Below are 15,194 nucleotides of genomic sequence, written 5' to 3'. Positions count from 1 at the left end.
TTCAACGTCCCAGCTGCTGCGAGACACCTGCGACGAGTTCGTCCCAGCTCGCGTCGAACTTCTCCAGACCCTCGGCCTCGAGTTTGTCCATCACCTCCGCATAGTCGACACCGACTCCGGCCAGGGCATCGAGGTCCGCATCGGCCTGGGCGTATCCGCCAGAGACCGTGTCGCCGTGGACCTCGCCGTGATCCGCGAAGGCCAGCAGAGTCTTCTCCGGCATCGTATTCACCGTTCCGGCGGCGACGAGCTCACTGACGTACATGGTGTCGGGATAGGCGGGGTTCTTCACCCCTGTCGATGCCCACAGGGGCCGCTGCTGGTTCGCACCGGCGGCGGCCAGGACGTGGAACCGCTCGGAGGAGAACTGCTCGACGGCGATGCGGTGGGCCAGCCGGCAGTTGGCCAGGCCGGCCCGGCCCCGCAGTTCGAGTGCCTCGGGCGTGCCGATGGCCTCCAGCCGGCCGTCGACCTCCGTATCCACGCGGGATACGAAGATCGAGGCGACGGAATGGATCTGCGAAATGTCGAAACCGGCCTCTTTGGCCCGTTCCAGACCATTGATGTAGGCCTCGACGACGCGCCGGTAGCGGCCGAGTGCGAAGATCAGCGTGACATTGACGCTGATGCCCGCCGCGACGACCTGGGTGATGGCCGTCAGGCCCTCCTGCGTCGCGGGGATCTTGATCATCGCATTGGGCCGGTCGATGATCTTCCACAGCTTCTTGGCGTAGGCGATGGTGCCCTCGGTGTCCCGGGCCAGGCCGGGCGGGACCTCGATCGACACACGGCCGTCCTGGCCGGCTGTGGCATCGTAGACAGGCCGCAGCACATCACAGGCTGCTGCGACGTCGGCGCACGTGAGCGCATCGATCGCATCCTCGAGGGAAGCGTCTGAGGCGGCCAGCCGGCCCACCTGTTCGGCGTAGGCGTCCGAATCCGCCAGAGCACCTGCGAAGATGGTGGGATTCGTCGTCACCCCGACAATCGACTGTTCGTCCACGGCCCGGGCCAGCTCCCCGCTGGAGAGACGGCTGCGCGAGAGGTCGTCGAGCCAGATGGAGACCCCGGCGGTGGACAGTTCCTGCAGTGCGCTCATACCAGCTCCTTGACTGCGGCCATGGATTCCTCCGCTGCGGCCACAACGGCCTGGGCCGTCAGCCCGAACTCGCGGTAGAGCGTCTTGGCATCGGCCGATGCTCCGAAGTGTTCGAGCGACACGGCCCGGCCCTCGGTGCCCAGGTAGCGGTACCAGCTCATGGCACCGCCGGCCTCGATGCTGACCCTGGCGCGGACCGCGGACGGCAGCACCGAAGCGCGGTAGTCGGCGTCCTGCCGGTCGAACCACTCCATGCACGGCACGGAGACGACGCGGGCGGCGACCCCGCTGCCGGTCAGCGTCTCCGCTGCGGTCAGGGCGATCTCCACCTCCGAGCCGGAGGCCAGCAGGATGACGTCGGGGGTACCGTCGGTGTCCTTGAGGATATAGGCGCCCTTGGAGGTCAATTCGGCCGGTGCCAGGGTGGCGCGGTCGAGGATCGGCAGGGCCTGGCGCGAGAGGACCATCCCGGTCGGGCCATCCGTGCGATCGAGCACCGTGCGCCAGGCGACGGCGGTTTCGTTGGCGTCGGCGGGACGGACCACGTCGACGTTCGGAATCGCACGCAGCGAGCTCAGGTGCTCGATCGGCTGGTGGGTGGGCCCATCCTCGCCCACCCCGATCGAGTCATGGGTCCAGACGAACACATTGGGCACCTGCTGGAGCGCGGCCAAGCGCACGGCTGCGCGCTGGTAGTCCGAGAACACCAGGAAAGTCGCGTTGTAGGGCCGGGTCGGTCCGTGCAGGGCGATGCCGTTGCAGATCAGGCCGGCGGCGAATTCGCGCACGCCGAAGTGCAGATTGCGACCGTAGACATTGCCGGGGAACGCCTTGGAACCGCGGTCCTCGGGCAGGAAGGACGCCTCACCGTTGATGAAGGTGTTGTTCGAACCGGCCAGGTCGGCCGAACCGCCCCACAACTCCGGCATCAGCGGTGCCAGCGCGTTGAGGACCTTGCCCGACGCGGCGCGGGTCGCCATCGGCTTGTCTGCGGAGTCGAACACGGGAAGCGCCCCGTCGATCCCCGCGGGCAGGCGTCCCGCCAGCAGGCGGTCGAAGAGCTCCGCGCGGTCCGGGTTCTCCTCGCGCCATGCGTCGAAGCGCTCGTTCCAAGCGGCGTGGGCCGCGGCCCCGCGGTCGAGGACCTGCCGGGAGTGTTCGAGCACTGCGGGGGCGACCTCGAAGGTCTGCTCCGGGTCGAAGCCCAGAATCTCCTTCGTCGCACGGATCTCCTCGTCACCCAGCGCCGCACCGTGGGCGGCCCCGGAGTTCTGCTTCGTGGGCGCCGGCCACGCGATAATCGTCGAGAGCCGGATGAAGGAGGGACGGTCGTCGGCGCGGGCGGCCCGGATGGCCGCGTCGAAGGCCTCGATGTCCTCGGAGTAGTGGCCGTTGTTCACGAAGTCGACATGCTGGACGTGCCAGCCGTAGGCCGCGTAGCGGGCCTCCACGTCCTCGGTGAAGGCGATCGAGGTATCGTCCTCGATCGAGATCCGGTTGTCGTCCCAGATCAGGATGAGGTTGCCCAGACGCTGGGTGCCGGCGAGGCTCGAGGCCTCACCGGAAACGCCCTCCTGTAGGCAGCCATCACCGGCGAGCACGTAGATATCGTGGTCGAAGGGGGACTGGCCGGCCGGTGCGGCGGGGTCGAACAGACCGCGTTCGCGGCGGGCCGCCATCGCCATGCCCACGGCCGAGGCGATGCCGGAGCCCAACGGCCCGGTGGTGATCTCAACGCCGGGGGTGTGCCCGACCTCCGGGTGGCCAGGGGTCAGAGAGTCCCAGGTGCGCAGGGCCTTGAGATCGTCGAGCTCAACGCCGAAACCCGCCAGGTAGAGCTGCACGTACTGGGTCAGCGACGAGTGTCCTGCCGAGAGCACGAAACGGTCGCGGCCGATCCAGTTCGGATCGGCGGGGTCGACGTTCATGGCCTTCTGGTAGAGGTAATAGGCGACGGGCGCCAGGCTCATCGCCGTGCCCGGGTGGCCATTGCCCGCCTTCTGGACGGCGTCTGCGGCCAGTAGACGTGCGGTGTCGACTGCCTGCCGGTCCAGTGCGGACCAATCAAGAGCGCTCATGTGGTTTCGGATCCCCTTAGATTCGGCTTTCGTTCCGGACCAAGTTTATCCGACGGTGCCGCGGCGCGGGCCGCCGCGGGCGGTCTGATCGGGTGCGACGCCGCCGATAGGCTCGGCTAAGTGGAGGTGACGTCTACGCGGAGTAGAATTGCTCGGATAGTGCCCATGGACCGTGAAGGCATCTCTCATGTTCACAACGCCTAAGGAAGTGACCCGCACACGTGACTGCTGATCAGCGCAGGGGAACGGACGAAGCGCCACTGCAGCGCACCATCGACGAACGCAAGCGGGCGGGACGCCCGCGGGGCAAGGTGGGCGCCTATATCGCCCTGACCAAGCCACGCGTGATCGAGTTGCTGCTAGTCACCACCGCCCCGGTGATGTTCTTGGCAGAACGGGGTCTGCCCAATCTGTGGCTGGTGCTCACGACGATGATCGGCGGCGCCGCTGCCGCCGCTTCGGCCAGTGTGTTCAACTGCATCATCGACCGCGATATCGATGCGAAGATGCACCGGACGGAGAACCGCCCGCTGGTCACCGGTGAGGTGTCCCTGACGGGGGCCTTCGTGTTCGCCTTCGTGCTGGGCATCGGGTCGATCTTCTGGATGGGCGGTTTCACCAACTGGCTCGCCGCCGGTCTGACCGCCGCCGCGATTCTGCTCTATGTGGTCTTCTACACGATCCTGCTCAAGCGCCATACCACGCAGAACATCGTGTGGGGTGGGGCCGCCGGATGCATGCCGGTGCTCATCGGCTGGGCTGCGGTGACCGAACAACTGGCGTGGGAACCGGTCCTGTTGTTCCTGGTCGTCTTCTTCTGGACGCCGCCGCACTATTGGCCCCTGGCCATGAAGTACAAGGCCGACTACGATGCAGCCGGCGTCCCCATGCTGCCCAGCAAGGTGCCGCCGGCAAATGTCGGTCGGCAGATCGTCTGGTACAGCTGGGCCATGATTGCGGCCTCGCTGGCGCTGATCCCCGTCGGGCACATGGGCCCGGTCTACATCGTCGCGTCCCTGGGTGCCGGCGCCTGGTTCCTGTGGGAGGCCTATGGCCTGGTGAACAGGGCCAAGCACGGCGCGACCGGAACCGGTCTGAAGGCCATGCGGTTGTTCCACGGATCGATCACGTACCTGTCGCTGCTGTTCCTGGCAGTCGCAATCGATCCGCTGCTCAATCCCTTCGCCTAGCGGTCAGTACACCCAGACCTTCGTCTTCTTCGGCGTGGATCCGGACTTCCAGATCCAGTCCATTGCAGGGTTGCTCACGCGCACACAGCCGTGTGATGCCGGCTGGGCCGGCACCGACCACCATTCGCCGTGGACCGCGATCCCGCCGTTGAAGTACTTAGGCCGATACAGTTTGCCCAGTCGCGCGTGGCGTACCCCATTGATCTGCCTGTACACCTTGTACTTGCCCTTGGGTGTGCGCCAACCGGACCGGCCGGTGGAGGCGTTGATGGTCCGCACCACTTTGCCGTCCTTGACGACGTAGAGCAGCTGCCGCTTCAGCGATACCTCGATATAGCGGCCCTTCTTCGATTTGGCCGTGGGCCGCACACCCTGGTCCAGCTTCTTCCAGGTCTTCTGGTTCAGCTTGCCCGTGCGCTTGATTCCCGCGGCCTTCTGCAGGGCCCAGACGGCCTGACGCATGTTCTGGTCGTAGCGAGAGCTCACCTTGGGTAGGAAATATCCGAGGGAGCGCAGGCGTAGACCCGCCGCCTTGACGTGTTTGCCCTTCGAGCCGTAGGCCAGGTTGGGGCGCTTCGCCTGCTTCGTTGTCTTCTGCGCAGCGGACTGCTCTTCGCCCGCTTTGACCTGCGTGCTTTTCTCGGCCGTCGTCGGGACCGAACTCAGGGTCCCGGCCGCCGCAGGCCGGGCGGCCGACTCCGCCGCAGCGGGTCGGATGGGGGAGGCGAATGCACTGACCGGAACGGTGCTCAAACCGACCAGCAGTGCCAGGCCCATCGCCAGGGCTCTGTTCTTTGTGCTCACACGGATATTTCTAGCAGAGGTTTCCCAGTCGGGGGTGCTGCGACACACGACAGCACCACACCGTTATCTCGCATCCCCCGACCGGGCCGGACTCAGGCCCCCTGTGCGATCCTGGCCTCGAGCTCGGCGACCTCGATGCACGCGGCCAGGCCCTGGGCGGCCAACTCGACCTCGGCCAACGTCGGCATGGTCGGCGCGATGCGGATGTAGCGGTCCTCGGGATCGAAGCCGTGCGGATGGGTCGAGCCCGCGGGAGTCAGCTTCACCCCGGCCTCGGCGGCGAGTTTGACCACCTGTGAGGCGGTTCCGGGATAGACCGTCAACGTGATGAAGTAGCCGCCGCGCGGGACCGACCACTGCGCGGCGCTCGACTCGCCCAGGCCCTCGCGCAGTGCTCTGTCCACCGCGGCGAACTTGGGCCCTGCGATGGCGGCGTGGCGTGCCATATGGGCGCGTACTCCGTCGGCTGTTTTGAAGAACCGCGCGTGGCGCAGCTGGTTGATCTTGTCGGGGCCGATGGACCCGGGTTCCGCATGGGATTTGAACCAGTCGACGATTGCGGGAGAGGCTCCGAAGAAGGCGACTCCCGCTCCCGCGAAGGTGACCTTGGAGGTGGAGGCGAATGTCAGCACCCGGTTCGGATGCCCTGCGCGGGCCGCGATGTCGAGCACGTCCAGTGGCTCATCGTGTTCGGTCCCCAGATGGTGGATCCCGTAGGCGTTGTCCCACATGACCGTGAAGTCCGGCGCGGCGGTCGCCAGTGACATGAGGTCCCGCGTGCGTTCGGTGCTGATGGACACTCCTGAGGGGTTCGCGTACAGGGGGACCAGCCAGATTCCCTTGACCGAGGGATCGGCGACGTGCTCGCGCACGGCCGCCAGGTCGGGGCCCTCGTCGTCGCAGGGGATCGGAATGAGGTCGAAGCCCAGGGACTCGGTGAGCCCGAAGTGCCTGTCGTAGCCGGGCACGGGGCACAGGAAGGAGCGCTTGGCCCCGGCCCACGGCGCGGGGGAGTCCGGCAGTCCGAACAACAGTGCGAACTGCAGCGCCTGTTGCATGAGGGTCAGCGAGGAGTTCCCCTGGGCGAGCAACTGGGGTGCCGGAACCTGCAGCAGTTCGGCGAAGATGGAACGGAGTTCGGGCAGGCCGTCGAAGCCGCCGTAGTTGCGGGCATCCGTGCCGTCGGCCGTGTGGAAGTCCGCACTCGTAACGTTGACGAGCATATCCGCTGACAGGTCGAGCTGGGCGGGGGCGGGCTTGCCGCGGGTGATGTCGAGGTTCAGGCCGCGGGCGGCGAACTCCTCATAAGCTTCACGGGCCTGTGCGAGCCGGGTTTCCTGTTCCGCCTGAGTGGACATTCTGATCCTTCTGTTGTGACCGAGGTGGGGCTGATAGCCACCACTGGATATCCTAATCTGCATGACTTCCTCGCGCTCGACCGGTTCGTCTTCCGTCTCCGGTCGCGGGGGAGTGCAGCGGTGCCTTCCCGTGCTCGCCGTCGTCTGTGTCGTGGCGCTTGGCTGCCTGAGCCTGTTCGGCGGGCGGATCGCCGCAATCCGCGGCTTCACAGGTCTGGTCTACCTCACGGCCCTGCCGTGGGTGGGTATCTCGCTCTGCTTGGCCGGCGCCGGGCTGGCCGGCGCGACCTGGGTCGTCCTGTATCGCCGAGGCCGCGGCGGGCCCTGGCGCTCCGTGTGCGCGCTGAGCGCCCTGGGCCTCGTCCTGCCGGCGGTGCTGGCCGCAGTGCCCGTGCCCGGGACGGGACCCGGTGCCGTGGGGCGCCTGGATCAGGGGAAGGCCGGCTTTTCCGGTTCACTGCGCATCGTGCAGGCCAATGTGCTCATCGACAACTCCGCTTGGACCGATGCGGTGTTCTCCCGGCTGCCCGAGGCGGACGCGGTGTTCCTGGCCGAGGCCTCGGCCGAAACGGTGCGCGGCGAACTGGCCCGGCGCGGCCTGGCGGAGGATTACCGGGTTTTCGTCACCGCGCCCGAAATGGGCGCCGATACGGTTCTCGTGATCCGCTCCGACCTGTCCCCGCGGCCAGTGCACGAGAGCCTGCCCTATGCTGCGGTCGGAGCGACGGTGACGCTGCAGGAGAGCCCGCTGCGGCTGATCGGGGTGCACACGGCATCTCCCATGGCCAGATCGCCGTATCAACGAGCCTGGGAGAACACCGTGTCTACGGCTGCCGAGCAGTGCCGTGCCGACAGCCTGGTGGCGGGGGACTTCAATGCCGTCTGGCGCCAGCTGGGGCCGCGCACCATGTGCCACGACGCCGCTGGGACTCTGGGCGCGGGAGGCCCGGGCAGCTGGCCGAGCTTTGCACCACGATTCCTGGGCGCGCGCATCGACCATCAGATCTACGATCCGGCCCGACTGTGTCCGCGTGCAGGCGAGCTGTTCGACATACCGGGCAGTGATCATAGGGGAACGGATTTCGACTACGCGGTGTCGCGCCGAGTCGGCGGCACACAGGAGGTGGCCACATGCACGGGCCGAAACTGAGGAACGGACAACGGTCGGACTATGGAACCACGTTCGGGGGACAGGCCGAGCTCTACGACCGGGTGCGTCCGGGGTATCCGCATGAAGTGGTCACTGCGCTGTGCGGCCTGGCCGCAGGGCCCGTCTGCGACCTGGGCGCAGGCACCGGGAAGCTCGGTGCGGCACTCGATGTGGCCCTGGCGGATACTCCCTGGTCGGTGCTCGCAGTGGATCCCGACGAGCAGCTGTTGGAGCGCAATCCGTGCCGTACGCGCGTCGGCACCGCCGAGGCCGTCCCAGTCGAAGATGCTACAATATCACTCACCATTGCAGCCCAGTCCTGGCACTGGTTCGCCCAGCCGGCGGCAGGAGTCGAGATAGCCCGGATCACCGGGATGGGCGGGCATCTGGCCATTGTGAACAATCAACTCGACGTGCGGGTGTCCTGGGTCCACCGGTTGAGCCGGATCATGCATGCCGGCGATGTCTATCGGCCGGCGTGGCGCCCGGAGCTGCCGGGTGAGTTCGGACCGGTACGGGCGCATACGGTTTCCTTTACGACCCCCGTGGGTGTTGCGGAGGTGATCGGGCTGGCACGGACCAGGACTTACTGGCTGCGCTCGAACGAGGCGACGCGCGCCCGGGTGGAGGACAATATCCGCCAGTACCTGATGGGGGAAGCATGCGAGGATCCCGAGTTCCTGGCCGCGCGCACGGAAAATGGGCGGTTCGAGCTGCCGTACATGTGCCTGGTCTATATCGCACCCAGGTGTTGAGAGACGAAATCGTGGGGAGGGCCTCGGCCCTCCCCACGGAAATCTACTTAACATAATGTATATTATCGGCGCTCTATGACCGGTGCGCCGAACCTGCTCCGAAACAGCCTCGACGGCTTGCGGGGCTATTTCTTCTTCTTGGCCTTGACGACCTTGTACTTGACCTTGATGACTCCGGCCTTGGTGCCCTTGAGCTTCTTCATCGCACCCTTGGACAAATCCAGACACCGGCTCTTGACGAACGGTCCGCGGTCGTTGATGCGCACGGTCACGGACTTGCCGTTCTTCTTGTTCGTCACCTTCACCTTGGTGCCGAACTTGAAGGACTTGTGCGCTGCGGTCAGCTTGTTCGGCTTGAAGCGCTCACCGTTGGCGGTGCGCGAACCGTACGAATAGTAACTGGCCTTGCAACTGCCGGACTTCTTGGCCTTCTTCTTTTTCTTCTTGGAGGTCTGGTCGATGTGCACCAGGCCGGCGGCCTGTCGGCTCAGATCCGAATCCGCAGTCGTCTGCGAATACTGCGGCGCCGCCTGCTGGGTACCGGGGGCTGCAACGCAGCCACTCAGGCCAACGGCCACAGTGGCCACAGCGGCGGTCGTGGACAGGATAAAGCGTCTCTTCACTGAGTCAGAGCACCTTCCAGGTGACGTTGATGTGGCCGGCCGATATCCCGCCGACCTTCTTCATAGCGGCCTTTGACAGGTCCAGGCAGCGGCCGGAGACATAGGGTCCGCGGTCGTTGATGCGCACGGTCACGGACTTGCCGTTCTTCTTGTTCGTCACCTTCACGCGCGAATTGAAGGGCAGGGTCTTGTGCGCGGCGGTCAGGGCATTGGGATTGAAGCGCTCCCCGGTAGCGGTCTGCTGTCCCTCTGAGTAGAACGAGGCCTTGCAGCTACCACCCTTGCCGGAGGCCTTGGTGCTGGTGGGGTGTTTCGAATCCCCGGATGACTTCTTCTTCGGTGTCTTCTGCTTAGACGACTTGTCCTGCGAGGACGACTTCTTCGACTTCGAGGGCGAGGGGGAATCCTTCCCCTGCTTCGCCGGCGCCTGTGTGTGAGTGGGTTCGGGCGCCGGCGTCTCCAGGCGGACTCCCCCGGTCATCTGCGGAACCCTGGTCTGCTTGCTCTGGGTGTTCCCCGTCTGCTGCAGTGGCGCGATATCGGAGGCCACCACGTCCTGGTCGACGTGTACGGTGCCGTCACCCTGCTGGCTGGAGACACCCGCCACGGTGACCGCCGCGATCGCAGCGGTCGGGATCGCGATGGCGGCCATCACCGGCTTGCGGTTGGTCGCGCGGAGCACGCCGGCGGCCGTGGCGTGGCGTCCGGACTTGGTCTTGCCCGGCCGCAGAGCGCCCATGAACTGTTTGAAACCGGAGCCTGACGTCGCTCCAGAGTGCTTTCCCACGGTGCTTCCCCTCATCGTGTGATCATTCCGTTACAAAAGACCACCATAGATAACATTTCGTTATTTTTCTAGCCACAGAGGGAATCAGTGGGCAAGCTCGCAGAAACTCCTGGTTGTTCCGCACACACTGCGGGCCCCGAACCGATATCGGTTCGGGGCCCGCAGTGGACGCATGTGCCTCAGAGGACCTTGTAGCTGACCTTGATGACGCCGTCGCCGCCGATCTTGTTCATCGCGGCGGTCGAGAGGTCGAGGCAGCGGCCGGAGACATAGGGTCCGCGGTCGTTGATCCGCACCGTCACGGACTTGCCGTTGGAGGCGGTGACCTTGACGACGCTGCCCAGCGGCAGGCTCTTGTGTGCGGCGGTCATTGCGCTGGGGTTGAAGGTCTCCCCCGATGCCGTTGGACCGCCGGCCGTGCCGTCGCCCTCGCCGTAGGTCGATGCGGTGCAGCTACCGCCCTGGCCCGAGGCCTTGCCATTCTTACCCTTGGTGCTCGCATCGTCGGATGACGAAGAGGACGACGATGATTTCGCCGGTTTGGGAGCCGGAGTGTGGAGTGAGACCGCAGCAGGGTCCGCCTTGGCGGCCTTGGGTGCAGCCTGGGCCTTCTCCTGTGCCAGCGGAGAAACATCCGCGGGGACGACGTTCTGCGCGACCTGGACCTGTCCCTCACCCTGCTGGCTGGAGACCCCGGCCACCGTGACCGCACCGATCGCGGCCGTTGGGATCGCAATCGCGGCCATCACCGGTTTGGCGCTGGTGGCGCCCAACACCCCCGCCGCGGTCTTCTGCTTGGGTGCCGAGTGCCGGCCCGCGTTCGAGCGGGTGGCAAAGGCGCCGAGCATCTGCTTGATGCCAGCCTTCGACTGTTCGGGTGTGGAATGCTTACCCACGAGGACTCCTCCACGAGCGTGACCGGTTCGTTACCAACAACCAGGTTAGATAACAAAACGTTATTTGGCCAGCCTCGGGCCGATATCGGGACATACATCACGAGTGCTCTCAGGGTTTGAACAGCTTCCTCGCCGCGCGAATCCCCCGCCCCGTCAGCCGGGCCGCATATTGCAGACGGGTGTCCTCGGGCCGATGCAGTCGGCGTGCCTCCGCAGCCAGGTCGGCGGCGGCTTCGGCGATCTCGTCGAGCCCCTCCACCGTGCGCTCCACCCGCTCCTTCGACCGCGCCCTGCGGTCGTCGGCGCGGGCCGAGCGCGCGGACCCGGCCACCGCGGGTGGGTCGTAGACCGCATCCGGTTCGAGCGGCTCGGGTGGTATCGGGCTCATGCACCCATCCTAGGACCCGTTACCCTGCTCGAGTGCAGACGGGGGAATGATCCGACCGGCTATAATGTTGAAGTTTGTGAATGACGTACCCGAGTCGTGAAGGACGGCAAGAATGAGCGAACGTAGTCTCCGCGGTACCCAGCTGGGCTCCCGCAGCCTGGAATCCGAAGTCGGCGTCGAACCCGCACCCAGGCAGGATGTCGAATACGTCTGCGAGGACGGCTTCACCTTCTCCGTTCCGTTCTCAGTCGAAGCGGATGTTCCGAACACCTGGGACTCCAAAACCCACGGGATCGGCACCCGGGTGGGAGCCACCGATGATGATGCAGAGGAGGCCAAGCACGTCCGTTCGCATTGGGACATGCTGCTGGAGCGCCGCTCGTTCGAAGAGCTCCAGGAGCTGTTGGACGAACGACTGGAGATCCGGCGCGGTCTGCGCAAACCGGAGCTGTGATCCACCGGTTCCGATCCCGCCCTCGGGCCGTGGACGGAACGAATGACACGGGGGCCGTCCGATCGATGTGATCGGACGGCCCCCGTGTCATGCATCGGCTGGTCAGCGCCGCCTGCCCACCAGGCGAGCAAGCTGCCGCGCACGGGCCCGCACGCCCCAGACGGCGACCCGGCCCACGGCCTCCTCGATGATGTTGCCACTCATCTTGGATACGCCCAGTTCCCGTTCGACGAAGACGATGGGCACCTCGGTGATCACGGCCCCGGCGTTCTTCGCCCGCACCGTCATGTCGATCTGGAAACAGTACCCCTGGGATTCCACGGCTCCCAGATCCATGGCCTCGAGCAGCTCACGCCGGTAGGCTCGGAAGCCGGCAGTGGCATCGTGGACGCCCAACCCGATCGCCACGTTGACGTAGACGTTCGCGCCGCGGGAGAGCAGATTGCGATTCCACGGCCAGTTCACTGTCGCCCCGCCGGGGACCCACCTGGCGCCGATCGCCAGATCTGCGCCCGCATCGATCGCCCGCAGCAGCAACGGCAGATCACGGCCCCGATGCGAACCGTCGGCGTCCATTTCACAGATGATGCTGTAGTCGCGTTCCAGGGCCCAATCGAATGCGGCCAGGTAGGCGGCACCCAGCCCGTTCTTCGCGGTGCGGTGGAGCACATGGATCCGCTCATCGGACCGGGCCCGCTCATCGGCCCAGTCCCCCGTCCCATCGGGGGAACCATCATCGACGACGAGGACGTCGACCTCGGGGCTGTAGCGATGGATCGCCTCGATCGTCACGGGCAGGGATTCGCGTTCGTTGTACGTTGGGATCGCAATCAGGGTCTGCTGGCTCACGGGGTCCACCCTATCCGTAGATTCTGTCTGTTGAGCGTACCCTCAGTCGATGGGCGAGCCATTGACGTAGACGGTCACCGGTAGCGGCAGTGGCTGATCCGGGCTGAGATCGGGCAGTCCGGCGGTGCCGGAGCGCGGATCGGTGCTCCACGCCGCAACCCGTTCGTCCGCTGCTTGGACGACCAGATTCCCGATCCGCCAGCGGACCAGGTCGGCGCTGGCGCCAGGGGCCAGCACCCCACCGGAGACATCATCGATCGCCCGGTGGGCGAACCGGGTGACGGCGTTGAACGCCGCCCGGCCCGAGGTCCCGTCCGGTCCGAAGACGGCAGCGCGCAGGGTGGCCCAGGGCGACTCGGGATCGAGGGAGAAACTCAGCTGGGCGCCCGCGGCCAACAGCTGTGCGATGGGATAGTCATGGGTGCTGGGAGCGATCGTGATGCCCAACCCCCAGGAGCCCAGGGCGGCGATATCGGCCTCGGTGATCGGCGCTGTGACGAACAGGCGCCATGCCGCGCGCTGGGCGGCCACCAGGATCGTGGAGTCGCTCAGCCGAGCCTCCATCGCGCGCAGTTCGTCCAGCGTGTCGATGACCACGAACGCCTCCGGCGCCGTCTGCGGCGATAGTTCCAGGGCGACGCTCGCCCGCAGCGCCGGGCGGTGTCCCGGAGCGGCCGAACCGTCGGATGTGAACTCATAGGCCGTCACCCGCAGCACACCGGCCGAAGAGGCGAAGGCTGTGAGTTGTTCGGACGTGCCCAGCACATGTGCACTGACGATTCCGGCGGCCAACAGCTGAGTCCCGGTCACCGCGGTATGGCCCAGATCGAGGGCCGCAGTGGTCAAACCGGGGGTGATGAAATCCTCCTGGCAGTCGATTAACCGCCCATCCATGACGGTGGCGGCTTCATCGCCGCCGACCCACAGGACTTCGGGGCCGGCGAAGGCGATCGCATTGGCGAAGGGATCCACGCTCGAATAGACATCGGCGTTGTACAGGACTGTTTGACTCATCTCCCAAGTATCCCACCGGCTCGCTGCGGACCGGAGACCGGCCATGGGAGGAGGTGCCGCTAGGCTGGAGGAGTGAACGAGCCGCTCATCACCATCGACCTGCCCACCCTGTACTACCGGGCTTTCCATGCGCTGCCCACGACCATGACGGCACCCGACGGAACCCCGGTCAATGCGATCAGGGGCACCCTCGACGCTCTGGCCACGCTGGCCCAGGATCTGGGCACCCGGCGGCTGGCCGCCGTCTTCGACGCCGACTGGCGCCCGGCCTGGCGCACAGCGATTCTGCCTGAGTACAAGGCGGAGCGCGCCGGTGAGACCGGCTCCGAGATTCCCCCGGAACTCGCCCCGCAGATCCCCATGTTGCAGGCCCTGTTGAATGCCGCGGGCATCACCTCGGCAGAAGTCCCGGGCACCGAGGCCGATGACGTCATCGGCTCGATGGTCGGCCAGGCGGCGGAGCCCGTGACGATCGTCTCGACCGATCGCGATCTGCTCAGCCTGCTCGAGCCCGGCCATGACACAGTGCTCTACCGGCCCAAGCCGAAGGGCGTGTGGGAGACGATCACGGCGGCCGATCTGCCTGAGCTCTACGGAGTCGACTCCGGAACCGCCTACCGGGAACTCGCAGCACTGCGCGGTGACCCCTCGGACGGGATCGCAGGGGTACCGGGGATCGGTGAGAAGACCGCTGCGAAACTGCTCTCGGGCTACGGCGATCTGCGCGAGGTACTCGCAGCCGCAGCCGCGGGCCAGCGCTCCCACGGGCTCAGTGCCCGGCGGGCGGCAGCTCTGCTGGAGGCCGCGGACCGGATCTGGAAGAACATCGAGGTGATGACGATCCGTCAGGACCTCGACGTGGCAGAGGCCCTCAGAGCCCCCGGCACCCACTCCCCCGACGTGGCCGAACTGACCGAAATGGCCGATGAGCTGGGCCTGGGCCGCAGCGCGCAGCGGCTCCTGACCGCGCTGCGCGCCGATATTCCCACGACGACGGGTGGCTTCGTACCGGCTCGGCCGTCCACTCCGGCTCGGCCCTCCGACCCGCAGCCCCTGCCCTGGACCGCCGGCCCCGTGTTCGCCTTCGACCTGGAGACCACGGGAGTCGACCCCGATACCGCCCGGGTGGTCACCGCAGCCCTCATCGACTGCACCGGGGGCGAGGCCGGAGCCCAGACCACCTGGCTGGTCGATCCGGGAGTCGAGATCCCGGCAGACGCCCAGGCGATCCACGGGATCTCGACCGAGACCGCCCGCGCCAACGGCCAACCGGCCCCCGCGGCCCTGACGCAGATCCTGGAGGCACTGGAGCAGGTGCGCGCCGCAGGCGGCGCGGTCGTCGGCCACAACCTCGTCTACGACCTGACCGTCCTCCAGCGCGAGGCGAGCCGGTACGGATTGCACCCGGATGCCCACGCCGTGTGCCCCTGGGTCATCGACACCCTGGTCATCGACAAGCAGGCCGAACGCTACCGCAGGGGCAAGAGGACCCTGACCGCGACGGCCCAGCGCTGGGGAGTCGATCTGACCGATGCCCATGATGCGGGAGCCGACGCGCGGGCCAGTGCCGGCATCGCCTTCGCGATCGCAGCCGAGTACCCGGACTTCCGCATGTCCGCCGAGGCCCTGCACGCCGCCCAGATCGAGTGGAAGGCCGCACAGGCGAAGGACTTCGAATCGTTCCTGCGCTCCAAGGGCCGCGATGCCCACATCGACGGCCGCTGGCCCTTCGAAGACTGATCGTGTGCT

The 15,194-nt window shown here is 66.6% G+C and carries 15 protein-coding genes; 5 read left to right on the top strand and 10 right to left on the bottom strand.

Going from position 1 to position 15,194, the window contains the following annotated elements; genetic code table 11:
* Position 1 precedes the first annotated feature (1 nt).
* Complete coding sequence (gene tal, locus NQ036_RS00995) at positions 2-1,099, bottom strand: transaldolase (RefSeq protein WP_257046383.1); 1,098 nt, start codon at positions 1,097-1,099, stop codon at positions 2-4.
* On the bottom strand, positions 1,096-3,177 hold the full coding sequence (gene tkt / locus NQ036_RS00990) for a transketolase (protein WP_257056855.1): 2,082 nt from the start codon (positions 3,175-3,177) through the stop codon (positions 1,096-1,098). Before tkt ends, tal begins: the two co-directional genes overlap by 4 nt.
* A gap of 260 nt (positions 3,178-3,437) precedes the next feature.
* Between tkt and NQ036_RS00985 the strand changes: the two genes are divergently transcribed.
* A complete protein-coding gene (locus NQ036_RS00985; protein WP_257046642.1) occupies positions 3,438-4,367 on the top strand; it encodes a heme o synthase in 930 nt (309 codons plus the stop codon).
* Positions 4,368-4,370: 3 nt separating this feature from the next.
* Here NQ036_RS00985 and NQ036_RS00980 read toward each other — a convergent pair whose 3' ends face one another.
* Positions 4,371-5,171 carry a L,D-transpeptidase family protein gene (locus tag NQ036_RS00980; protein ID WP_257046381.1) on the bottom strand — a complete coding sequence of 267 codons (801 nt, stop codon included), beginning with the start codon at positions 5,169-5,171 and terminating at the stop codon, positions 4,371-4,373.
* 92 nt (positions 5,172-5,263) lie between these two features.
* A complete protein-coding gene (locus tag NQ036_RS00975; protein ID WP_257056854.1) occupies positions 5,264-6,529 on the bottom strand; it encodes an aminotransferase class I/II-fold pyridoxal phosphate-dependent enzyme in 1,266 nt (421 codons plus the stop codon).
* 61 nt (positions 6,530-6,590) lie between these two features.
* Between NQ036_RS00975 and NQ036_RS00970 the strand changes: the two genes are divergently transcribed.
* Positions 6,591-7,679, top strand: a complete 1,089-nt coding sequence (locus NQ036_RS00970; protein WP_257046379.1) for an endonuclease/exonuclease/phosphatase family protein — start codon at positions 6,591-6,593, stop codon at positions 7,677-7,679.
* Positions 7,661-8,434, top strand: coding sequence for a class I SAM-dependent methyltransferase (locus tag NQ036_RS00965; protein WP_257046378.1), 774 nt, complete (start codon positions 7,661-7,663; stop codon positions 8,432-8,434). Before NQ036_RS00970 ends, NQ036_RS00965 begins: the two co-directional genes overlap by 19 nt.
* A 125-nt stretch (positions 8,435-8,559) precedes the next feature.
* On the opposite strand, the gene NQ036_RS00960 is transcribed toward NQ036_RS00965, so the two are convergent.
* The 4 genes from NQ036_RS00960 to NQ036_RS00945 all read right to left on the bottom strand — a co-directional run bounded on the left by NQ036_RS00960 (position 8,560) and on the right by NQ036_RS00945 (position 11,128).
* Positions 8,560-9,057 (bottom strand): septal ring lytic transglycosylase RlpA family protein, encoded by a 498-nt coding sequence (locus NQ036_RS00960; RefSeq protein ID WP_257046377.1) that lies wholly within the window; start codon positions 9,055-9,057, stop codon positions 8,560-8,562.
* Positions 9,058-9,061: 4 nt separating this feature from the next.
* Positions 9,062-9,859, bottom strand: a complete 798-nt coding sequence (locus tag NQ036_RS15625; protein WP_306439880.1) for a septal ring lytic transglycosylase RlpA family protein — start codon at positions 9,857-9,859, stop codon at positions 9,062-9,064.
* 164 nt (positions 9,860-10,023) lie between these two features.
* Positions 10,024-10,740 (bottom strand): septal ring lytic transglycosylase RlpA family protein, encoded by a 717-nt coding sequence (locus NQ036_RS00950; protein ID WP_373566570.1) that lies wholly within the window; start codon positions 10,738-10,740, stop codon positions 10,024-10,026.
* A 109-nt stretch (positions 10,741-10,849) separates the two neighbouring features.
* Positions 10,850-11,128 carry a hypothetical protein gene (locus NQ036_RS00945; protein WP_257046376.1) on the bottom strand — a complete coding sequence of 93 codons (279 nt, stop codon included), beginning with the start codon at positions 11,126-11,128 and terminating at the stop codon, positions 10,850-10,852.
* A 112-nt stretch (positions 11,129-11,240) separates the two neighbouring features.
* Between NQ036_RS00945 and NQ036_RS00940 the strand changes: the two genes are divergently transcribed.
* Positions 11,241-11,582 (top strand): RNA polymerase-binding protein RbpA, encoded by a 342-nt coding sequence (locus tag NQ036_RS00940; protein WP_257046375.1) that lies wholly within the window; start codon positions 11,241-11,243, stop codon positions 11,580-11,582.
* 102 nt (positions 11,583-11,684) lie between these two features.
* Here NQ036_RS00940 and NQ036_RS00935 read toward each other — a convergent pair whose 3' ends face one another.
* Together NQ036_RS00935 and NQ036_RS00930 are read right to left on the bottom strand one after the other, a co-directional pair.
* Positions 11,685-12,431, bottom strand: coding sequence for a polyprenol monophosphomannose synthase (locus NQ036_RS00935; protein ID WP_257046374.1), 747 nt, complete (start codon positions 12,429-12,431; stop codon positions 11,685-11,687).
* Positions 12,432-12,473: 42 nt separating this feature from the next.
* Positions 12,474-13,445 (bottom strand): metal-dependent hydrolase, encoded by a 972-nt coding sequence (locus tag NQ036_RS00930; protein ID WP_257046373.1) that lies wholly within the window; start codon positions 13,443-13,445, stop codon positions 12,474-12,476.
* Positions 13,446-13,517: 72 nt separating this feature from the next.
* Here NQ036_RS00930 and NQ036_RS15755 point away from each other — a divergent pair, with 72 nt between their 5' ends.
* Entirely contained in the window at positions 13,518-15,185 is a 1,668-nt protein-coding gene (locus NQ036_RS15755) for a 5'-3' exonuclease H3TH domain-containing protein (protein WP_257046372.1), read from the top strand.
* Positions 15,186-15,194: the final 9 nt, after the last annotated feature.

The organism is Brevibacterium sp. 91QC2O2 (assembly GCF_024580695.1).
Classification (GTDB): Bacteria; Actinomycetota; Actinomycetes; order Actinomycetales; family Brevibacteriaceae; genus Brevibacterium; species Brevibacterium moorei.
The sequence above is the reverse complement of the archived record's forward strand: the minus strand, read 5'-3'. Positions and strand labels throughout refer to the sequence as shown.